Below are 22,424 nucleotides of genomic sequence, written 5' to 3'. Positions count from 1 at the left end.
ACCACGGTGGCTCATACAGGCGAAATCCAATAATGGAGACCCTCTGTTTGAGTAAATTACAAGAAATTTCACAAAAAATTTGAGGATTAAGTTTTTTTGTATTGTTTTGTGCAGGTATAAACCGAAAGAGCATTGTATGCACGATTCAGAAAATAATGGAAACTCAAGAGAGGTAATCTTCTCTAAAGCAGTTAAGGCAGGAAAAAGAACCTATTTTTTCGATGTTAAGTCAACCCGGGCTAACGACTATTTTGTTACAATTACAGAGAGCAAGAAGAAGTTTAACATGGGTGATGACAAACCTTTTTATGAGAAACATAAAATCTTCCTCTATAAAGAAGATTTTGAGAAGTTTATTGAAGGATTGAATGAGGCTGTTGCACACATTAAAAATGGCAATGCCGGAAAATCAGATCAGGATAATGACAGTTCGGGTGGCGGTTCAAACCCGTATAGTGACATTAGCTTTGATGAAGAAACGAGCTGATTAACCACATTTTAGGGTAGTTTGACCCTCATGTTTAAAACTTTTAGCTAAAAATATTTGGTTTTAATAAATTAATATCTACATTTGGTCATCAAAATTTTAATACTATGGCAGTAATAGCATTATCAAAAGCAGAGATGCAAAGCATTCAGAAAATAGGCTCAATGCTAACAGGTCTTTCTAAAATTATTGGAGAAGATCAATTGAATGAGTTTAAGCTTTATGATGAAATTGAAGCAGAGAAAGCAGCTGCACAATCTGTAAGTCGCAAACAAGCTTACTCAAGTAAAGCAACTATCGAAAAACTTATTTAATAGTCCATATTTTAAGTTTGCGGTCATAGCCTGATTATAGGGCTATGACCGCATTTTTTTTGTCCAGTCTCTGATTGACATCAGAATTTATGCTCTTCTTTATTCGGTTTAATTTCTGATTTCTGTATTCTTTGTAGGTTTGAACTTTAATTTTTATGTAATGATCAAAAAAATATTTTTTCTTGCCATTTGTGCTTTTGCAGTTTCCAATCTGTATGCACAAAAAAAATTTACTTATGCCGACATTTGGGGGTCATCGCAGTTTTCTGCTAAAAGTGTTTCTTCCCTAAAAAGTATGAAAAGTGGCGACACCTTTTCAAATACCGACAAAGCCGGAAACCTGATTCGCTACAGTTTCAAAACAGGAAAGGTTATTGACACACTTATGAAAAATGAAGAGTTGCAATCAAAAATCAGGGGTTTTGCATATTCGGAATACACCTTTAGTGATGATGAAAAAAAAGTTTTGCTGAAAACAGCTTCAGAAGCAATTTACAGACATTCAACAAAGGCCGACTATTATATTTTTGATTTTACAAACCGCAAACTAACTCAACTTTCAGAAAAAGGAAAGCAGATGTATGCACAGTTTAATCCACAAGGTAACATGGTTGCTTTTGTCCGTGATAATAATTTATATCTAAAAAATCTTTCAGACTTCAGTGAAAAAATGGTTACTGATGATGGGCAGAAAAATTCTATCATCAATGGCGCTACAGACTGGGTTTACGAAGAAGAATTTTCTTTCAGTCAGGGATATCAATGGTCAAATGATGGGATGTATATAGCATACTACAGGTTTGATGAAAGCAGAGTTAAAGAATTCACACTAACATATTACGACTCACTTTATCCAAAAGAAGAGAAGTATAAATATCCTAAAGCCGGTGAAGAAAATTCAGTTGTGGAAATTTTTGTTTATAATCTCACTACAGGTAAAAGCATTAAAATGCAAACTGGTGATGAAAAAGATCAATACATTCCAAGAATAAAATGGACAAAGTTGAAAGGGCAATTATGTGTATTAAGATTAAATAGACATCAGAACAGTTTGGATTATTTATTGTGCGATGCTGCTTCAGGCAAAGTCACTTTACTCATGAATGAAAAAAATAACACGTTTATTGAGATTACTGATAACCTGATTTTCTTGAATAATGGAACACAATTTATTTACAGCAGCGATAAAAGTGGATACAATCAGATTTATCTGAGAAACCTTAGTGATGGCACAGAAAAAATGTTAACTCATGGTGGTGAAGTAATAACATTTTATGGCTATGATGAGAAAACTAAAAGTTGTTTTTATCAGGTTGCTGAGCCAACCCCAATGGAAAGAGTTGTTTATTCTGTAGACCTGAATCATAAGAAGAAATTATTGTCGCCTGCCAACGGTACTGCATCAGCATCTTTCAGCAGTAATTTTAAGTATTCAGTAATTACACATAGCACAATTGACAAACCTTATATCTGTTATGTTCAGGACAGCAGAGGTAAAAAAATAAGGGTGTTGGAAAATAATGAAAGAGTGGTAAAGAATCTTGAAGCTTATACAATTTCTAAACCTGAATTTTTTGAATTCACTAATTCTGAAAAAATCAGCCTGCATGCATGGATGATAACGCCACCGGGTTTTAAAGCCAATGAGAATAAAAAATATCCTGTTATTGTTTATTTATATGGAGGGCCGGGCAGACAGACAGTCCTTAACCAATGGGGTGGATCAAATTTCCTCTGGCATCAGATGCTTGCGCAAGATGGTTTTATTGTAGTATCGGTTGACAACAGAGGAACTCCGGGACGTGGTAAGGAATTTGCCAATAGTATTTATAAAAACATGGGTCATTATGAAACGATTGATCAGATAGAATTTGCAAAATATCTTCGTGCATTATCTTATGTTGACTCAACCCGTATTGGTGTTCATGGATGGAGTTATGGTGGCTATTTGACTTCTTTACTTATGACAAAGGGTGCTGATTATTTTAAAGTTGGTGTTGCCGTAGCACCTGTCATCAACTGGCGCTATTACGATTCAATTTATACGGAAAGATATTTGTCTTTGCCGGCAGAGAATCCAAAAGGTTATGATGATAACTCACCTGTTTTTTTTGCCGATAAATTGAAAGGTAAGTATTTGCTCATTCACGGGCTAACTGATGACAATGTGCATTTTCAGAACAGTGCAGAAATGGTTATTGCATTAGTAAAGAATAAAAAACAATTCGACTCTTTTTATTACCCCAATCAGGCACATGGCATTTCTCAATCGAGGTGGCATTTGTATGAAATGATGACTGAGTACTTTAAGAAAAACCTATAAATATTTCGTCATAGTTTTATCTCAAACAAAATCAAATTCTAAAATTGTGATTGTAATACTTAATATTAAAGGCCTCTGTGGAATTTTGGATACTAATGTAATTATTAAACGTGGGCAGGATTTACGCAGTTTTATAATCTTTCATGATGCTTTTCTGGCGATAAAAGATGGGCTTATAGAAAACTATGGCACCATGACTGAATGGGAGTCAGTGAAAGAAAAATACAGTACCTATGAATTGGTTCAGGCAGAAGGTAAATATGTGATGCCGGGATGGTGCGATTCACATACACATCTTGTTTATGCAGCCTCGCGCGAAGAGGAATTTGTTGACCGCATCAATGGGTTGTCTTATGAAGATATAGCACAACGTGGTGGAGGTATTCTGAATTCTGCTAAGAAACTTGCCGTTGCATCAGAGGAAGATTTGTTTCAAACTGCAATGCAACGAATAGATTTAATGATTGCAAAGGGAACCACTTCAATAGAGATAAAGAGTGGCTATGGCTTGAGCCTTGAAAGCGAACTAAAGATGCTTAGGGTAATAAGGCGAATTAAAGAAAGCCTACCTCTAAATATAAAATCTACTTTTCTGGGTGCTCATGCAGTTCCGGAGAAATTCAAAAACAATAAGGCAGGCTATGTCAGACATGTTATTGATGATATGATACCTGCAGTTGCTGCTGAAAAGTTAGCTGATTATTGTGATGTGTTCTGCGAAAGAAATTATTTTACACAGCAGGAAACAGAAGCTATACTAAATGCAGGTACTAAGTTTGGTTTAATACCCAAGGTGCATGCCAATCAGATGAGCCGTTCAGGTGGTGTTCAGGCTGGTGTTAACTGTAATGCCATTAGTGTAGATCATCTGGAGTTTGTTGAAGACGAAGAAATTGCTGCACTTAAAAATAGTGGAACAATGCCCGTTGTGCTACCCGGTGCTGCATTCTTTTTGAGTTTACCCTTGCCTCCTGCCAGAAAGATGATTGATGCAGGCTTACCTTTAGCCGTAGCAACGGATTTTAACCCCGGAAGCTCACCCTCAGGCGACATGAATTTTATGATTAGTCTTCTTTGTGTTCAGTATAAATTAAACCCTGAAGAAGCATTTAATGCTGCCACTATCAATGCCGCCTATGCAATGAATATTAGTCATACTACCGGTAGTATTTCTATTGGCAAAAGAGCAGATTTTTTTATAACCAAGAAAATAACATCGCCATATATCATACCCTACTCATTCAATGAAAATGTGGTAGAAGCGGTTTATGTAAAAGGCAAAAAAGTTGTGTAAATATGAGTCATCTTGTAGTTTACAGTAAAGAAGATATTAGTTGGGAAACACGCACCCGCAAGAATGAAACCAAGGTGGGTGAGAATGTACAGGTACTCAAAAATAGTGATGCTTCATTACTTGAACTTTTAAGTCAGTCAGATGCTGAATATGTTTTATTAGGTCTTCCAGAAGATATTGGAATCAGAGCTAATGGCGGTCGTGGAGGCGCATACAGTGCATGGAAGCCGGCATTGTTCAGCTTGTTGAATGTGCAAAGCAATTGTTTTGGCGATGGCAGTAATATTTTGGTTCTTGGTCACATCAACTTTGATGATCTGATGCTTGCTGCCGATGGGATAAATTTTAAGACAGAAAAAGGGCTCGGTAAAGCAAGAGAATTTGTTGAACAGATTGATGAAAGAGTTTTCGAAGTTGTAAAGGCAATTATTCAATCGGGCAAGGAAGCTATAATAATTGGTGGTGGCCATAACAATGCATTTCCAAATATTAAAGCCGCTGCCACAGGACTTCATTTAAATGGGGTTATAAAAACAAAGAGTATAAACTGTATCAATAGTGATGCGCACTCCGATTTTAGAGAAATGGAAGGTCGTCACAGTGGAAATGGATTTCGTTATGCTTTTGAACAAAAGTTTTTGAACAAATATGCAATGGTTGGCTTGCATGAAAGTTATAATGCAGGTAATGTGCTGCAATATATGATGGAGAGACCAGAAAATTTTTCATTGTCATTTTTTGAAGATATCTTTATCAGAGAAAAAATTTCATTTACAGAAGCAGTTGATAAAGCCATTGAATATGTTAAAGACAACTACTGCGGTATAGAAATTGACATGGATACTATACAAAATATTCCTTCAAGTGCCAAAACTTCAAGTGGAATCAGTACCATTCAGGCCCGACAGTATATAACGCGCGCAGCCTCGAAACTGAATACATGTTATTTACATATTGCCGAAGCAGCACCTGTGCTTTCACACATAAAGGCTGATAATAAAACAGGTAAACTTATCGGTTATTTAGTTGCTGACTATATTAAAGCTCGCACTACTTTTAAAAACAGCAAGAGCTGATTCGAGGTTTAATTGTCAAAAACTGTTGAAGTTCATTAAATTCATAAAGAGGATCTTTTGCACGTAGCACCTTTAAAACTTTTTTTATTCTTCAGCGGTGCATTCTTTTTCAAAGTAATTTTGATGTTCTTATCATACATAATTTTCAAAAAGATTAAAACAAAAATAAATGAAGCAGTTGATTGAATGTGTTCCCAACTTCAGCGAAGGGAATGATTTGACTATTATTAAACAAATTACCGATAGCATAGAATCTGTTGAAGGTATAAAATTGCTGAATGTAGATCCGGGAAAGGCTACCAACAGAACCGTAGTAACTTTTGTGGGCGAACCGGCACAAGTAGTAGAAGCAGCATTTAAAGGTATTGCAATGGCAGCCACACTCATTGATATGAGTAAGCATAAAGGCGAACATCCACGAATGGGTGCAACTGATGTTTGTCCTTTTATTCCTGTGGCGAATATTAGTATGGCAGAAACAGCAGCATGGTCAAAGAAATTGGCCGAGAGGGTAGGTAAGGAACTTAAAATACCTGTGTATCTCTATGAAGAAGCACAACCTAACAAGAGTAGAAATAATTTGTCTGTCATAAGAGCAGGAGAGTATGAAGGTTTCTTCAAGAAGATAAAACAGCCGGAGTGGAAACCGGATTTCGGACCAGATGAACTGCCTCCACATTCAGGTGCCACAGTTATTGGTGCTCGCGATTTTCTGATAGCCTATAATGTAAATCTTAACACCAAATCCGTTAAACGTGCAAACTCTGTAGCCTTCGATATTCGAGAAGCCGGGCGTGTGAAAACTGATAGCAATGGAAAAAAAATATTGGATGCTGCGGGTAATGAAATCAGAATACCGGGTAAGCTTAAAGGTGTTAAAGCAATAGGATGGTATATAGAAGAATATGGTATTGCACAGGTCTCTATAAATATTACAAAGTTTAGAGAAACTCCACTGCATATTGTTTTTGAAGAAAGTGCGCGTAGTGCGTATGAGCGCGGATATCGTGCTACCGGCAGTGAGTTGGTAGGCTTGGTTCCATTGCAGGCCATGCTCGATGCAGGAAAGTATTTTCTTAACAAACAACGCTTGTCATCGGGGGTTTCTGATGATGAGTTAATTCATATTGCTGTTAAGTCGATGGGGCTTGATGAATTGTCACCATTCACTCCTGAGAAAAGAATTATTGAATATGTGATGGAGAGTGTTAACAAACCTGTACTGGCAAATATGAGGTTGAATGCTTTTGTTGATGAAACGGCCAGCGAATCTCCTGCTCCGGGTGGAGGATCAATAGCGGCATATTGCGGCTCATTGGGAGTTGCGCTTGCAACCATGGTAGCCAATCTTTCTGCTTCTAAAAAAGGATGGGAAGAACGATGGAATGAATTTTCTGACTGGGCGGAAAAAGGACAAAAACTTAAAAAGCAATTAGTCCACTTAGTTGATGAAGATACAGTGGCATTTAACAAAATAATGGATGCATTTAAGTTGCCTAAAACTTCAGATCAAGAGAAGGCAGACAGAAAACAAGCCATTGCTGAAGCCACACGTTATGCCATTGAAGTACCACTGTCAGTAATGAAAATTTCACTACAGTCAATGGAGCTTATTCAGGCTATGGCAAAAAATGGTAATCCAAATTCTGTTTCAGATGCAGGAGTAGGGGCAATGTGTGCAAGAACAGCTGTTTTAGGAGCAGGACTTAATGTACGTATCAATGCTGCAGCATACACCGATAAAACTTTCGTTGAAACAATTTTAAAACAAGCTGCGGAAATGGAAAACCTGGCAATTACGAATGAAAAAGATATTCTGGAAGAAGTAAACCGTAAAATATCAGGCCTATAAAACCAAATTTAATGTGATACGTATAATATAGTTGAAGATGCAGTAATGAATATTAAAGACAGACTAAAGATTTTCTGGTTTTCATTTCCTGTTCAGTTGGTAATTATGCATGTAAAGAAGAGCCAACTGTTGTTAGTCTATTGGCTGGTTTTATTTGCTTGTGTAACACAAAACTTTGGTAACCGCTTTGGTATTCCTTATCTTTTTCTCGACCCCGAATACATGGGAAAAGTGAGTTGGCTTGCTTTTTTTATTATCGGAATTTGCCTTGGTGTTTTTATTATGGCATATAATATTTCCAGTTATATGCTCAATAGTTTCAGATTTCCATTTCTTGCATGTTTATATAAAACGTTTGAGAAATACTGCTACAACAATGCTGTGCTTCCTGTACTTTTTATTTTCACCTATATCGGTGGCATCTATTATTTTCAGTTGAAGAATCAGTTACTTCCAATCGGTATTGTCACACTCCAGGTTTTGGCTCTCTTGCTGGGAATTGCTTTTGTTATTTTCTCAACATTAAAATATTTTCAACATACCAATAAAGATATTTATAAACTTTTTGGTGTTGCCACTCATGATGGCGATCATGATAACGTGAAATTCGTTTCACCAATCCGTGATAATAAACTTAAACGCCAGCGCAGACGCGGATGGAAAGTTGAAACCTACTTAACCTTCCCGTTTAAACTCCGTTTAGTACGAAGCACATCACACTACAAATCGTTCATGCTTGCATCCGTGTTCAGGCAAAACCACATTAATGCTGCAGTGCTTGAAATGATTATTTTCCTTCTGTTTATTTTACTAGGATTGTTTCGTGACTACAGTGTGTTTAGAATTCCTGCAGGAGGAAGCATATTGCTGCTTTTCACCATGATTATCATGATTGGTGGTGTTTTTCGTTACTGGCTTCGCGGATGGGCTTATACTGCACTGGTTGGCTTATTTATTCTGATAAATTTTTTATCCGGTCTTGAAGTTTTTAATTTCAAGAACAAAGCCTACGGACTTAATTATGATGGAGCACAACCGGAATATTCCATTCAGAAAATGGAGGAAATGCTCAGTCATTACCGCTTACAGAAAGATTACGAAACAGGCTTGGTGAGTCTTAATAATTGGAAAAAGAAGTGGAATGATGCAGGAGTAGAAAAACCAAAGCTTGTTGTACTCAATGTCAGCGGTGGTGGCGTCCGTTCTGCTTTGTTCACCTTTAATGCTATGCTTGAGTTGGATAGTGCACTCAATGGGCAGTTACTAAAGTACACTCAATTTATCAGCGGATCATCAGGTGGATTGATAGGCGCTTCTTATTACCGTGAATTGTATTTGCGCAATAAAGGGTCACAGAAAATATTTGAAAATAAAGATGCTTACCTGAAAAATATTTCAAAAGATGTATTGAATGCTACGGCATTTAGTTTTATCATCAGCGATTTGTTCCTCAATTTTCAGCAGTTCAGTTACCAAGGCAAGACCTATCTTAAAGACCGTGCATATGCATTTGAAGAACAATTGAATGAAAATACCGGACATATACTCGATAAGCAGTTAAATGAGTATTATTTACCTGAGTTAAAATCCGAAATACCGAGATTGGTCATTTGCCCCACAGTGGTGAATGATGGTCGTTTCATGGTTATTTCTCCTCTGCCATCAACCTATCTTCTAAAAAGTAAAAACAACAGTAATTTTAAAGAAGCTATTCCTGATGGAGTTGACCTGATGTCATTTTTTGAAAACCAAGGTGCAGGTAATCTGCGTTATCTTTCTGCATTGAGAATGAATGCAACATTCCCATACATTATGCCTGTTGCACAGATGCCATCAGAACCAACCTTTCAGGTTATGGATGCAGGCGTTCGTGATAACTATGGTGTGCAGACTTCTGTTCGCTATCTCATTGCTTTCAGACAGTGGATAATGGAAAATACGTCAGGTGTTGTATTTGTTCAGATTCGCGATAATAATAAGTATGAACAAAGTAAGATGAGAACAATACGCTCATTATGGGAAAAAGTAATGTCCCCTTTTAAAAACCTGAGCAGCAATTTTATTGTAATGCAGGATTATGTAAATGATAGCTTTTCAGAATATTTAAAAACTTTGTATGGTCGTCAGATTCGGTTTGTTGATTTGCAGATGAACCAAAAAGAAGAACGTATATCATTGAGTTGGCATCTTACTCAAAAAGAAAAACTTTACGTCATTCAGGAAGGGAATAACGAGCTGAATAAATTCAGTATTGAAGCTTTTTGTAATCTGTTAACAGATAAAAAGTCCTGGTAGTTTCAGGTATTCTGATAAAGTTCCTGTATCAATCAAATTCATAGTAGCTGTATTTTTCAAGTGTATAAAAAACCTGGTCTTTCCTGAATGGAATAAATCCCAAATCAGTTTTGTCAAATTGTTTAATTTGATTTTGATTCATTCCTTCTTTACTGTTATTTCTCTTTTTGATTTTATCAGATTTTACAATTTTAAACCGATCAAAAATGGTATCGCTTGAAGTCAGGAATATTGCAGATAATGTATCTTTATTAACATCAATAATCATTGACCCATGATGAATTTTAGAATAAGAATACATTGCCTTATGAGGCCAGTCACCCTGCGTTTTTACAACACCTCCTTGTCCACCCACACCATTCACAACATAAACGGTTCCTTTATAATCAAGAGCAGATTTTAGATAGTATGGTGAATTTCCATCGCTCTTGTCAACTATCATATCTTGTGTTAAGGTTGCTTGTTTGCCATAATGTCCATGAAGTAAAAATGTGCGTTCATAATCATGTGCATGACCACTCATTACCAAATCAACCTTGTATTTTTCAAGCAATGGAATAATATTTTGACGTATATCTGTTGACTCACCCGGTTTATCAGAATTATGTGTTCCGCGACTATATGGCGGATGATGAAAATAGCAGATAGTCCATCGTGCATTGTTTGCTTTCAAATCTGCACTAAGCCATTTATACATTTCGCTTTCTTTATCTGAACGAGCACCATAGCTGTCTAAAACGATAAAGTGAATGTTTGAATAATTGTAGGAATAATACTTCTCAGATTTACTTGCCACACCACCACATTCTCCATTTTCAGGACAGTCAAAAATTTTAAAGTATGGGAAATTTGTTCTTAGTGAAGCACTGTCAAGGTATCCTTTTTTGGCATAGTCATGATTTCCGATTGAAGGAAATACGGGTAGATGTTTAAAGATAGATTTATAAAGATTGAAAACTTTGTAAGTAAACTGTGCATCATAACCATAAGAGTAGGCATTATCACCAAGCCAAATCCATATATCTGCCGGATGATTTTTAGAGTATCTTAAATAAGAATCGCGCACTTCACGTTGTGCAAGACTGCCATTGCCAAAGTCACCAATAGACCAAATTCTTACCGGTTGAATGGTTCCTTTTTTTGGTGCTGTAATAAAATAATTCTCTTCATCGCCCTGTTTATCTTTGTCTGTTGAGCCAATAGTGTAGTAATACTTAGTGCCCGGTTGCAGCCCTGATAACAAAACAGTATGCTCATTAACTTTTGCAGAATCTTCTTTAATATTCCCATATTGCATAGTTTCACCAAAGCGCACTCTGCTGTTCTCAGAAACAAAAGTTCTCCATCTTATTACAACACTGTTTTCTGTAAGCATTTGCAAGTAAGCACCTCTCACAATAGAATCTTTAACATTTACATGTTTTGTTGTAAATGAAACAATATTACTTGCATTACTTGTGTCGGTGTCACAAATAGATTGGATTGAAATCATGTAAGTAGTCATGGGTTGCAGCTCAGTTAGCTGAATACTGTTGATTGAAGAAATCAATGTGTTGGTCTTTCCGGAGACAGAAATTATTTTCAGTTGAAATGATGTACCCGAGTTAACAGTATTCCAGGAAACTTGTGCTAATGAAGATGTAACATCTGTTATTGTAATATTTTCAGGAGGCTTACAATTTGATGCAAAAATTTGAACAGGAAAAGAAAAAAGAATAATTATAATAAATGATTTCAGAATACTATTCATAACAATATTGGATTTAATTTAAAAGGTCATAAAGTTAGTTAAGAACATTATTAGAAGTCTGACTTTTATCAGTTGACTTAATTCAATTATCATTGTTTCATACTTTCGCATCATGAAAATTATAAATACAACCCAGGCACCTGCACCAATAGGTCCTTACAGTCAGGCAGTACAGAGTGGTAACTTACTTTTTGTTTCCGGACAAATTGCACTTGATCCTGCAAACGGACAGTTAATTACTTCATCTATTTCTGCTCAGACAATACGCGTTATGCAAAATATTGAAGCTATTCTTCATGCAGCGGGACTAGATTTTTCCAATATTGTAAAAACAACAATCTTCCTTACCGCTATGTCGCATTTTGATGAAGTGAATAAGGTTTACAGCAGTTACTTCAAAGACAATTTTCCTGCTCGCGAAACGGTTGCTGTTGCCGGTCTGCCAAAAGGCGTTGATGTTGAAATATCTGTAACAGCAGAAGTTGCCTGAAAAATCTAAAAATTTCGTGAAAGTTTTAGATTATTTGAAGTGTGTGATGAATCATTAAATGAATAGAATGATACATTTGCGGTGAAATTTTTCTGACTAACATTTAAAAACTAAAAATTATGGGATTTCTAAAAGAGTTTAAAGATTTCGCCATGCGCGGCAATCTTGTTGATTTTGCTATTGGTGTTGTGGTTGGCGGTGCATTTGGTAAAGTAACCACATCATTCGTTGACGGCATTGTGATGCCTATTGTAGGTAAACTGGTTGGTGGTGCCGACTTCAGTGAGCTTAAATATAAGATACAGGATGGCAGCAAAGAAGTTTTGGATGCAGCCGGAACGGTAACTACTAAAGCAGTACCTGAAGTGTTCATCAAATACGGTGAATTTATTACGGTGTGTTTAAACTTTTTAATCATCGCTTTTGTCATGTTTTTAGTTATCAAAGCAATGAATAATCTTAAAAAAGAAGAGCCGGCACCTGCACCGGCAGGACCTACAAAAGATCAGGAATTGCTTGGTGAAATTCGCGATTTACTGAAAAAATAAAATTTGTAAATAGGGGGGAGGGGTTGAGAGCAATCCCTCCTTTGCTTTATATAAAGACTTTAAAATTTTAAAAATTAAATAATTACAATGAAAAGAATTACTACAATTGTTATTGCTGTTGCAATTGCCGGCAGCACCATGGCTCAATCTTCTGCACCTGTTGATACATCATGGAAAAAAGGTGGCATGGGGTCAATTAACTTCAATCAGGTGGCTTTAAGTAATTGGGCTGCGGGTGGAGAAAACTCAATGTCAGGAGCCGCATTTCTGTCACTGTTTGCCAACTATGCAAAAGACCGTCTCTCTTGGGACAATCAACTGGATTTAGCTTATGGATTACTAAAATCCGGTGATGCCAAAGTGCGTAAAAACGAGGATAAAATAGATCTTAATTCTAAAGTAGGCTATAAGGTTTCTGCAAACAGCAAGTTTTACTATACGTTTTTGTTTAACTTCAAAAGTCAGTTTGCAAATGGCTACGATTATAAAAACGATACTTTGCTAAAATATCCAATCTCTAAATTTTTAGCACCCGGATATTTACTTTATTCAATCGGTATTGATTACAAACCTGATGATGCATTTAGCTTATATTTATCTCCATTAACAGGGCGAACAATTATTGTAAATGACGATATGCTGTCTCAGGCAGGTGCTTTTGGTGTTGACCCGGGTAAAAAATCATTGACGCAATTAGGAGCTTACTTGCGTGCCATGTATAAGAAAGATGTATTTACAAATGTGAATTTCCAAACCAAACTTGAGTTGTTCAGTAACTATCTTGATAATCCACAAAATATTGCTGTAAATCATGAAATTCTGATTGCCATGAAGGTAAATAAATTTATCACCGCCAACATTGGAACACAAATGATTTATGATGATATCATTCCTGTAACTGTAATCAAGGAAACAAGCGGAGTAAAAGAAGCCAAAACCGGTCCACGCCTGCAGTTCAAAGAAGTTTTCGGAATAGGTCTTTCTTATAAATTTTAAGTAGCCATCTGTTTGATTTTCAATATAATTATTAAAATGAGGCCCTATCAAACCATAGGGCTTTATTTTTTTTAGGAAATAAAATATTATAATCAAATAAAAACATATCTTTGCGCACTTATTTTATAAAATCATAGTCTATACCAATGATAGTTACATCTGAAAGGAAAAAAGAACTGTTTAAGCAGTTTGGCGGAAACGATAAAAATACCGGTAATTCTGAAGCACAAATTGCCATGTTTTCTGAGCGCATCAATCACCTGACTGACCATCTTAAAATTCAGCCAAAAGATTATGCTACACAGCAATCGCTAATAAAGCTTGTTGGAAAAAGAAGAAGTTTACTGAACTATCTTCACAAAACTGATATTACCCGTTACCGTAAAATTGTAGCTGACCTCGGTTTAAGGAAGTAAAATTTAAATTGAATACAATAAAATTTCAAAAAGGCAATGGTAAACAATTGCCTTTTTGTTTTTAAATAAGACGATAAAATGAATTTAGGAGTTAAACACACATTTACTTTACCCGATGGTAGAGAGATTTCTATTGAAACCGGCAAACTGGCTAAGCAAGCTGATGGCTCGGTTGTTGTACGAATGGGCGACTGTATGCTTTTGGCAACAGCATGTGCAAAGCAAGATGCAATGCCAGGCGTTGACTTTATGCCCTTAACAGTTGACTATCAGGAAAAGTATGCCGGAGTAGGTCGCTTTCCGGGAGGTTTTTTTAAGCGTGAAGCACGACCATCAGAATATGAAATTCTTATCAGCAGACTCATTGACCGTGCACTGCGCCCAATGTTTCCTGAAAATTTTCATGCCGACACACAGGTGTTGGTAACACTACACTCAGGTGATAGCAATATTTATCCTGATGCTCTTGCAGCCCTTGCAGCGTCAGCAGCATTAACCATAAGTGATATTCCTTTTAACGGACCTATTTCTGAAGTTCGTGTTGCACAAATTGATGGTGCAATGGTTATCAACCCCTATATTACAGATATTGCCCGTGCCACACTTGATTTAATTGTTGCCGGATCAATGGAAAATATTGTGATGGTAGAAGGTGAAATGAGTGAAGTGAGCGAGGCCACCATGCTTGAAGCTATAAAAGCAGCGCATGAAGCAATTAAACTTCAGTGTAAAGCACAATTGGATTTGCTTGAAAAAATTGGTGGAAAAACCAAGCGTGAATACAATCATGAAGTGCATGACGAAGATTTGAGAAAATTGGTTCGTGATGAGACTTACCAAAAAGTTTATCAGGTAGCCTTACAAGGTAATCCAAACAAGAACGAAAGAAAAAAATCATTTGAAGCAATAGTAGAGGAGTTTAAAACACGATTTACTGAGGAAGAGTTGGAAACAAAAGCAGCTTTCATTAATCACTACTATCATGAAGTGGAGTATGATGCTGTTCGTGAAGCTTTATTGGCAGAGAAAAAACGTCTTGATGGAAGAGGCTTAACTGATGTTCGTCCAATCTGGAGTGAAACAAACTATCTGCCAACTGCACATGGTTCAGCCGTTTTTACACGTGGTGAAACACAATCGCTCACAACGGTTACCCTAGGAGGTAAAATGGAAGAGCAGATTATTGATGGAGCCATGATTGAAGGAACTAAAAAGTTTTTATTGCATTATAACTTTCCTCCGTTCTCAACAGGCGAGGCAAAACCTATGCGTGGAACAGGACGCAGAGAAGTTGGTCATGGAAACCTTGCATTGCGAGCATTAACAAAAGCACTTCCACCGGAAACAGAAAATCCATATACCATCAGAGTAGTTTCTGATATTCTTGAATCGAATGGATCAAGTTCTATGGCAACAGTTTGTGCAGGAAGTATGGCATTGATGGATGCAGGAATTAAAATGAAATCAACTGTGGCAGGAATTGCAATGGGATTGATTAGTGATGGAAAGGGACGTTATGCAATATTAAGTGATATACTTGGTGATGAAGACCACTTAGGCGATATGGACTTTAAAGTTGCCGGAACACGTAATGGTATTACCGCTACACAGATGGACTTAAAGGTTGAGGGATTGCCTTATGAGGTGATGGCGCAGGCATTAGAGCAAGCACGTCAGGGACGATTGCATATCATCAGCGAAATGGAAAAAACCATTACTGAACCTCGTGCTGATTACAAACCAAATGCACCACGTATTATTGAGTTTACAATTGAAACAGATCAGATAGGTGCTGTCATAGGACCCGGAGGAAAAATTATTCAAGAGATTCAACGTGAAAGCGGTGCCACCATTACCATTGAAGAAAAGAATAACAAAGGCTATGTGCAGATTGCTGCAGTAGGTAAGGAGAGTATGGATAAAGCATTGGAGCGCGTAAAAGCTATTGTTGCAGTGCCTGAAGTTGGAACCGTATATAAAGGGAAAGTCAAGAACATTACAACCTTTGGAGCTTTTGTTGAAATTATGCCGGGTAAAGATGGCTTGTTGCATATTTCCGAAATTACTCATGAACGTTTAGCAACTATGGATGGCGTTTTTAAAGAAGGCGATTTGGTTGAAGTGAAATTGATTGGTGTAGAAGAAAAGAGCGGTAAGCTGAAATTATCGCGTAAAGTGTTGTTGCCAAAGCCGGAACGTCAACCAGGTGATGCCGGTGACGGTAAACCTCGTGAGCGAAGAATGCCAAGAGAGAATCAAAACTCATAAGAATTAAACCGGTCGTAAGGCCGGTTTTTTTTTGTCCTATATTTAAAACGCTTTATTGCCCTTTTAAAGGTTTTTTTATATTTGTTTGATAAATCAAATCGGTTTGAACCACTAAAATCAAAAAATTATGAAAAAGTCTTTATTCTTTTTTGCATGGGTTTCGCTTTGCCTGACCATTAACAATCAGTTATACGCTCAGCAATGGATAGCACAACCCTCAAACATCAACCCAAACAACTACGTGCAATTTATTGATGCAGTTGATACCAATGTGGTATGGGGATTAGCTTCTGATCGCACTTCGCAGCAAAATCCTGTTCAGGAATTTACACGGACAACCAACGGTGGTCTGACTTGGACAGCAGGCACAATTACCAATGCTGCCAATCACGGCCCATCGTGTATTATGGCACTCAATGCCGACACTGCATGGGTTGCTATGTTTAATGTCAGTGGAGGAGGAAGTATTTTGCGAACCAACGATGGTGGACAAAACTGGACAAAACAAACTACTGCCACCTTTGCAGCACCCAATGGCTTTCCTAATGTTGTGCATTTCTTTGATGCAAATGAGGGCTTTTGTATGGGCGACCCTAATGGTGGATATTTTGAAATTTACACCACAGCAGATGGTGGCAACAACTGGACTCGTGTGCCTCAGACAAACATTGCCGCAAACCTAACCGGTGAATATGGTATTACAGATGTTTATACCAATTATGGCGATAGCACAGCTTATTTCGGTACCAATAAGGGACGCATTTATAAATCAACAGACAGAGGAATGAACTGGACTGTTAGCAGCACGCCTTATGCAGGTTTTATCGGAGCCATCACTTTCCGTGATGCCAACTTTGGCGTTGCCTGTGAGGCTGACAATGCCACTACATCTACAGATTTAATTGTAACTAACGATGGTGGCGCAACATGGAATCTGTTACCTACAACTGCAGCTGGGTTTACCATGAAACAATCGGTTCGATATGTTCCGGGAACTGATTCTACTTTTGTTATCACTTCGCCCTATACTATTTATGGGTCGGCTTTCAGTATTGATAATGGTGTCAACTGGCGACTGATGGATAATTTAATACATTCCGACTGCGACTTCGTAAATGCCACCACAGGCTGGAGTGGAGGTGGCGAACTTAACTCACCTATTTATAAGTGGACAGGTCCAATGACTATTGCTGCAAATGATGCAGCAGTTAAAAGTATTGATGTGCGCACCTCAGTGGGCACAGGTGTTCAAATTCCAAAGGCTACATTTCTGAATAATGGACTTTCAACACAGACCTTTAGTGTTACTATGGATATTACAGGTGGATATTCGTCAACCAAAACCGTTAGTAGTTTAGCATTTAATCAGACACAGCAGGTAAGTTTCGACCCATGGACACCGGGTGCAACCGGAAGCTATACTATTACAGTTTATTCGCAGTTAGCATCAGACAGCGACTTGTCAAACGATACATTAATTAAATCTGCAACTGCATATAATGAGCTGCCAAATTATGGATGGGCAAATAAAGCACAGGCAACTTTTGCAACATTTGGTACAGCATCAGCTTTTGTTCCATCGGTTAATGCTCCTGTTGATTCGGGCTATTTGTTTTCAGCCGGTGGAAGCGATCTTAGTATAATTCAACCCAAGAACGAGCGTTTTGATGCAGTTGTCAATAGTTGGTCAGCAGCAACAGATATGCCATTAGGCATGTATCAGTTCTCAATGCAAAGTGTACAACATAAAATGTATGCCATTGGAGGATATACAGGTGGATTTGTTCCATCAGCAACAAATTATATTTATAATCCGCAAACTAACAGTTGGACATCAGGAACAGCCATGCCACAACCTGTGGGTGATTATGCAGCAGATGTTTACAATGACTCATTGATTTATTTTGTTGGCGGTTATGACGGTACTGCAGATGTTAATGTAGTACAGATTTATAACCCTCTTACAGATAGCTGGACCACAGGAACACCTAAGCCGGGAACTGCTGCATCAGGATTAAGAGGCGGCATTTATAATAATAATATTATAGTTACATGCGGTTATAGCCAGATTTTGCAGGGAGCCATTGATGAAACATGGCTTGGTCAAATAGATCCTGCAAATCCTTCTATTATTTCATGGCAGGCAATAGCTCCATATCCCGGTGGCACCATGACTCGATTTGCAGGAGGCAGTATATTTAAAAATTCATTACCTTATATTTTATTTACAGGTGGCGATCCAACAGGTGGCGGAGTAGAAGTGCGAGATGATGTGTGGGCTTACGATTTAAATAATAGTGAATGGCTTATTGGACCACCAAAACCCACTGCTTGCAGCAATGTAAGTAATTTTACAGGAATAGTTAATAATGACAGTCTGTACATGGCAGTTGTGGGGGGCTATGATGGAATAACAACAACTGCTGCCAATGAATGGCTAAACCTTGGGCCTTCGCCTTTTGTTGGAGTGAAGGAGCTTAACAGTCAATTAATAGTTTCTGTTTCGCCAAATCCGGTTTCTGATGTTGTAACAGTGCAAATGCCGTTACCGTTAGAAAAAGCAACATTGACAGTGTTTGATTTAAAAGGAAGAATGGTGAAAGTGATACAGGCTAATGGCAATAAGATACATATAGATGTTAGAGAATTTGATAATGGTGTTTATGTATTAAAATTGGCAGATAAAAAGAATTCAAGCACTGCTCGATTTACAGTAATGCATTAATTTATCCAAACAAACTCCCCGAGTCAAAGGAGTTGCTCTTATTGCAGATATTTTTAAAATCACAAGGGTAGGGCGAATTGCAATGTTCGCCCTGTTCTTTATGGGGCATTTTTTTACTTTGGATTACTTCTTTGGCAATTAAAATATGTTCTTTAACAAATTTGAGTTGCTCTATGCACCACTCCTTAACACTTTGTGAGACAAATAATGCTTTAACATCATCATCCGGCAAGTCTTTATAATCTGGTTTTAGGTGAATGATGCTGAAGTCTTCCAATTCAAATCCTGCTTCGGTAATGATGTAGTATTGTAATGCTGCATCATTTAAAATGGTTTGATTGATAGCCGTTGAACTTTTTACTTCAAATGCATGAAGCAAGCCACCTTTGCGTACTAAAATATCCAATGCGACTACAACTTCATTGGCAATAAAAGCCGCTTCGTAAATTACAGGTTGTTGTTTTAATAATAATGAATGTGTTTGTTTTGCTGATGAGGCATACTCAAATGGAGTTGCTGGCGATACATCAATACCGCCCGGAAAAAGCTTGTGTGCAATTTTTCCATATTGATGTCCGTGATCAAATTTTTTTTGTTGCTCCGGACTAATCGGGTCGCGGTCTTTGTAGTTAAACTTATAAAAATATAAAGACTTTAGACATTGCAGGCTGCGTATATAACTTGACTTGGAGAGAATATGTTTCACAGAAAAAAATGTTTCTGTAAATGTAGCTAATTAAAGGCTGCTAAAACTTCATTACAAATAAATTCAGCAGCTTTGCCATCACCGAAAATTGCAGGGAAATGTAATGATGCTGTTTTTAGTGTATGATAAGCAGCTGCAATTTTTTCAGAATCTGCACCGGCAATAATAGCTGTACCGGCTTCAACCAATTCAACCCATTCGGTTTCATTTCTTAATATGATACAAGGTTTTTTAAAAAAGTAGGATTCCTTTTGAACTCCGCCTGAGTCGGTAATGATTAAGCTGCATTCACTTTCAAGACGAATCATATCCATAAAAGAAACCGGCTCAATAATTTTTATCAATCTGTTCTTAGCAATGTCTTGCCACAATACATCTTCATGGTTCTGTGCAATTGCTTTTGCCGTTCGCGGATGTAGGGGTATGACAATGGGTTGATTTGCTGATAGTGAAATATTGTTTAATGCTTTAAAAATAGCTTGCAGGTTTTCGGCAACATCGGTATTGTTGTCGCGGTGTATGGTACATAAAATAAATTGCCCGGATGAAATGCTTAAAGACTCAAGAATTTTTGATTTGACTTTAGCTTCAGTGGAAAAATAGAGGGAGTTGTCATACATCACATCACCACAGGCAAATATTTTCGGATTGTTGATAGAGTAGGGAGGTGCCGTTTTTTCAGAAAAACCTTCGTGGGCTAAATTTCTAACTCCGGTTTGTGTTGGCGAAAACAACAGTGTAGAAACATGATCGCAACAGATACGGTTAATCTCTTCAGGCATCAGTTTATTGAATGATCGCATACCAGCCTCAACATGTACTAAGGGGATATGAAGTTTACTGGCAGCTAAAGCACCGGCAAGTGTTGAGTTGGTATCTCCATAAACCAACACGGCCTGAGGTTTTTCTTTTAATAATACAGGCTCGAGCAGGCGCATGATTTCTGCTGTCTGCATGGCATGACTACCGGAGCCTGTTTTCAGGTTGTAATCTTCTGCCGGAATTTGAAGCTCGTTGAAAAATACAGCAGACATTTTTTCATCGTAGTGTTGCCCCGTATGCACAATCACTTCTTTAATTTTATGGCTGAAAGCATTTTTAATAGCCCTGCTGATAGCTGCAGCTTTAATAATTTGCGGACGTGCGCCTATGATGGTTAATAGTTTAATCACTAAGTTTTTTTTAACCCTACAAAGAAAGCAAATAGCATCATTGAAACTAAAGATGGGTTTATCACAATAAAAAAATAGTTGCATTTTAAAAAACATGCAGTATATTTACAATCGAATTTTAAAATCCTCTACCAATGAAAAAGTCTTTTACCCCCCCCCCCCCCCCTCCGCAGCAGCAGTTACTTTTGTAATTGCACTCTCTGTTTTTGTTAACACATTTTCTAATGCACAAATGCAGGCTGCACTCAATGCATCTAATTTCAATGGCTACCACATTGCATGTTTTGGCCAGCAAAACGGAACATTAAGTGTTAGTGCCACAGGTGGCACACCACCCTACCGTTTTGAATGGAGCAATGGCGACAGCGTTGCCACACTCAACAATCTGGCAGCAGGCTATTATTTTGTTCGCGTGACAGACAGCAGCAGTCAGACCGTTGAAGCATTTATTACCCTTACGCAACCCGAGCCTTTGCAAGCAGAAAAACCGGAACCCTTTATTTATGGTAACGATTACAACATAAGCAGCTTTGGCGCTTGTAATGGTATGGCACCGGTAGTTGTAGCAGGTGGTGTGCAACCCTACAATTGTACATGGTATCCCGGCAACCAAACAGGTTTAGCACCAACAAACCTTTGTGCAGGAGAAAACTATTTTACTATCCTTGATGCCAATGGCTGCAAAATATCTAACAGCATTGTATTGAAGCAACCAGAGCGTGACGACTGGACTATGTTTGGCAACACAAGCAGCAACCCTGCTGATAATTTTATTGGCACCAACGATAGTATAGACCTGGTGTTTAAAACAAATGGCAAGGAAAGGTTGAGGATAGCAGCTAACGGAACTACAAACTTTAAAAACAATATCAATCTTGAACAGTCATTATTATTTAAAAACAATGCAAAAATTGCATTCAGGCCGGCTACTACAGGCATTCCTGATATTTTGAGTTTTGGTACCGACCCTGATGTTAACCTACTTTCTGTAAACCCTAATTGCAATCCATCATTAAACACGCCATTGATAAATCAATTTAAAGGCACCATTCAACTTTACGATGTAATTACCAATAACAGTAACCCATTTGGAACATTAAGTATTTTGGAAATGGGTTTTGATGGTTTCAATAGTATTATTGAGGCACAGGGAAACAATACAGCCCCTAATTCCAACCGACTATTGATAAACTATTACTGTGGCAAAGATGTTTTTGTAGGCAAAGCCAATAGTGGCGACCTGACAGCAAACAACAACCTGCTGGTAAATGGCAAAATGGGTATTGGCATCAGCCAGCAAGATTTAAATGCCATCAGCAACTATAAACTGATTGTAGAAGGTGCAGCCGGTGTGCGCGAAATGCGCATTGTTAATCCTGCACAATCCTGGCCTGATTATGTTTTTGCTGACGATTACAAATTAAAGAGCCTATCTGATGTAGAACAATTTGTTGAAAGCAATAAACACCTGCCGGGATTTGCTTCGGCTGCAACCGTGGCATCAGAAGGGCAAGACATAGGCGCATTGCAGGTACAGCAACAGCAAACTATTGAAGAGATGTACCTTCATATAATTGCATTGGAGAAGCGTATCAGCAAATTAGAACAAGAGAACAAAAAACTCAAATCTCAAAAACCATGAGCCGTTATTTTTTAGTTTTAATAGTCTGTTTGATTTACAACTGCGCCAATGGGCAGCAGATAGTACAGCG

17 protein-coding genes are annotated in these 22,424 nt (G+C 37.7%); 14 read left to right on the top strand and 3 right to left on the bottom strand.

From position 1 onward, the window contains the following. Window positions 1-136: 136 nt before the first annotated feature. From V9G42_12880 to V9G42_12850, 7 genes are all read left to right on the top strand, one after another. Window positions 137-487 (top strand): DUF3276 family protein, encoded by a 351-nt coding sequence (locus V9G42_12880; protein ID MEI2760316.1) that lies wholly within the window; start codon window positions 137-139, stop codon window positions 485-487. Window positions 488-594: 107 nt separating this feature from the next. Beyond that, entirely contained in the window at window positions 595-801 is a 207-nt protein-coding gene (locus V9G42_12875) for a hypothetical protein (protein MEI2760315.1), read from the top strand. Window positions 802-961: 160 nt separating this feature from the next. Beyond that, window positions 962-3,124 carry an alpha/beta fold hydrolase gene (locus V9G42_12870; protein ID MEI2760314.1) on the top strand — a complete coding sequence of 721 codons (2,163 nt, stop codon included), beginning with the start codon at window positions 962-964 and terminating at the stop codon, window positions 3,122-3,124. A gap of 46 nt (window positions 3,125-3,170) precedes the next feature. After that, entirely contained in the window at window positions 3,171-4,418 is a 1,248-nt protein-coding gene (gene hutI, locus V9G42_12865) for an imidazolonepropionase (protein ID MEI2760313.1), read from the top strand. A gap of 2 nt (window positions 4,419-4,420) precedes the next feature. Further along, the gene (locus tag V9G42_12860) at window positions 4,421-5,494 is read left to right on the top strand and encodes a formimidoylglutamase (protein ID MEI2760312.1); all 1,074 of its coding nucleotides are present in this window, start codon (window positions 4,421-4,423) and stop codon (window positions 5,492-5,494) included. 169 nt (window positions 5,495-5,663) lie between these two features. Next, on the top strand, window positions 5,664-7,346 hold the full coding sequence (gene ftcD / locus V9G42_12855; GenBank protein MEI2760311.1) for a glutamate formimidoyltransferase: 1,683 nt from the start codon (window positions 5,664-5,666) through the stop codon (window positions 7,344-7,346). A gap of 45 nt (window positions 7,347-7,391) precedes the next feature. Continuing rightward, window positions 7,392-9,641: a hypothetical protein gene (locus V9G42_12850; protein ID MEI2760310.1), complete on the top strand. Its 2,250-nt coding sequence runs from the start codon at window positions 7,392-7,394 to the stop codon at window positions 9,639-9,641. Window positions 9,642-9,669: 28 nt separating this feature from the next. Here V9G42_12850 and V9G42_12845 read toward each other — a convergent pair whose 3' ends face one another. Next, a complete protein-coding gene (locus V9G42_12845) occupies window positions 9,670-11,391 on the bottom strand; it encodes a metallophosphoesterase (GenBank protein MEI2760309.1) in 1,722 nt (573 codons plus the stop codon). Window positions 11,392-11,500: 109 nt separating this feature from the next. Between V9G42_12845 and V9G42_12840 the strand changes: the two genes are divergently transcribed. The 6 genes from V9G42_12840 (at window position 11,501) to V9G42_12815 (ending at window position 18,834) form a co-directional block, all read left to right on the top strand. Continuing rightward, complete coding sequence (locus V9G42_12840) at window positions 11,501-11,881, top strand: RidA family protein (GenBank protein ID MEI2760308.1); 381 nt, start codon at window positions 11,501-11,503, stop codon at window positions 11,879-11,881. Window positions 11,882-12,000: 119 nt separating this feature from the next. Beyond that, window positions 12,001-12,429, top strand: coding sequence for a large-conductance mechanosensitive channel protein MscL (gene mscL, locus V9G42_12835; GenBank protein MEI2760307.1), 429 nt, complete (start codon window positions 12,001-12,003; stop codon window positions 12,427-12,429). Window positions 12,430-12,516: 87 nt separating this feature from the next. Next, the gene (locus V9G42_12830) at window positions 12,517-13,425 is read left to right on the top strand and encodes a DUF3078 domain-containing protein (GenBank protein ID MEI2760306.1); all 909 of its coding nucleotides are present in this window, start codon (window positions 12,517-12,519) and stop codon (window positions 13,423-13,425) included. Window positions 13,426-13,571: 146 nt separating this feature from the next. Beyond that, window positions 13,572-13,841: a 30S ribosomal protein S15 gene (rpsO, locus tag V9G42_12825; protein MEI2760305.1), complete on the top strand. Its 270-nt coding sequence runs from the start codon at window positions 13,572-13,574 to the stop codon at window positions 13,839-13,841. 78 nt (window positions 13,842-13,919) lie between these two features. Further along, entirely contained in the window at window positions 13,920-16,109 is a 2,190-nt protein-coding gene (gene pnp, locus V9G42_12820; protein MEI2760304.1) for a polyribonucleotide nucleotidyltransferase, read from the top strand. A 127-nt stretch (window positions 16,110-16,236) separates the two neighbouring features. After that, window positions 16,237-18,834 (top strand): YCF48-related protein, encoded by a 2,598-nt coding sequence (locus V9G42_12815; protein ID MEI2760303.1) that lies wholly within the window; start codon window positions 16,237-16,239, stop codon window positions 18,832-18,834. A 1-nt stretch (window position 18,835) separates the two neighbouring features. Here the strand turns inward: V9G42_12815 and V9G42_12810 are convergent, their stop codons facing one another. Continuing rightward, a complete protein-coding gene (locus V9G42_12810) occupies window positions 18,836-19,540 on the bottom strand; it encodes a hypothetical protein (GenBank protein ID MEI2760302.1) in 705 nt (234 codons plus the stop codon). Window positions 19,541-19,566: 26 nt separating this feature from the next. After that, window positions 19,567-20,712 carry a UDP-N-acetylglucosamine 2-epimerase (non-hydrolyzing) gene (wecB, locus tag V9G42_12805; protein ID MEI2760301.1) on the bottom strand — a complete coding sequence of 382 codons (1,146 nt, stop codon included), beginning with the start codon at window positions 20,710-20,712 and terminating at the stop codon, window positions 19,567-19,569. A gap of 94 nt (window positions 20,713-20,806) precedes the next feature. Here wecB and V9G42_12800 point away from each other — a divergent pair, with 94 nt between their 5' ends. Next, window positions 20,807-22,354, top strand: coding sequence for a hypothetical protein (locus V9G42_12800; protein MEI2760300.1), 1,548 nt, complete (start codon window positions 20,807-20,809; stop codon window positions 22,352-22,354). The last annotated feature ends 70 nt before the right edge of the window (window positions 22,355-22,424 follow it).

It is taken from the genome of Bacteroidia bacterium, assembly GCA_037045145.1.
Taxonomy (GTDB): Bacteria; Bacteroidota; Bacteroidia; order AKYH767-A; family OLB10; genus OLB10.
Note: the sequence above shows the minus strand (reverse complement) of the source record. Positions and strands in the feature narration are given on the sequence as shown.

Bases quoted from the DNA above. Each gene is read 5' to 3' on its own strand.
- V9G42_12850 (MEI2760310.1), top strand. From the start codon at position 7,392: ATGAATATTAAAGACAGACTAAAGATTTTCTGGTTTTCATTTCCTGTT.
- V9G42_12860 (MEI2760312.1), top strand. From the start codon at position 4,421: ATGAGTCATCTTGTAGTTTACAGTAAAGAAGATATTAGTTGGGAAACA.
- V9G42_12800 (MEI2760300.1), top strand. From the start codon at position 20,807: ATGCAGTATATTTACAATCGAATTTTAAAATCCTCTACCAATGAAAAA.
- V9G42_12875 (MEI2760315.1), top strand. From the start codon at position 595: ATGGCAGTAATAGCATTATCAAAAGCAGAGATGCAAAGCATTCAGAAA.
- V9G42_12845 (MEI2760309.1), bottom strand. From the start codon at position 11,391: ATGAATAGTATTCTGAAATCATTTATTATAATTATTCTTTTTTCTTTT.
- ftcD (MEI2760311.1), top strand. From the start codon at position 5,664: ATGAAGCAGTTGATTGAATGTGTTCCCAACTTCAGCGAAGGGAATGAT.
- rpsO (MEI2760305.1), top strand. From the start codon at position 13,572: ATGATAGTTACATCTGAAAGGAAAAAAGAACTGTTTAAGCAGTTTGGC.
- mscL (MEI2760307.1), top strand. From the start codon at position 12,001: ATGGGATTTCTAAAAGAGTTTAAAGATTTCGCCATGCGCGGCAATCTT.
- V9G42_12830 (MEI2760306.1), top strand. From the start codon at position 12,517: ATGAAAAGAATTACTACAATTGTTATTGCTGTTGCAATTGCCGGCAGC.
- V9G42_12815 (MEI2760303.1), top strand. From the start codon at position 16,237: ATGAAAAAGTCTTTATTCTTTTTTGCATGGGTTTCGCTTTGCCTGACC.
- V9G42_12870 (MEI2760314.1), top strand. From the start codon at position 962: ATGATCAAAAAAATATTTTTTCTTGCCATTTGTGCTTTTGCAGTTTCC.
- pnp (MEI2760304.1), top strand. From the start codon at position 13,920: ATGAATTTAGGAGTTAAACACACATTTACTTTACCCGATGGTAGAGAG.
- V9G42_12880 (MEI2760316.1), top strand. From the start codon at position 137: ATGCACGATTCAGAAAATAATGGAAACTCAAGAGAGGTAATCTTCTCT.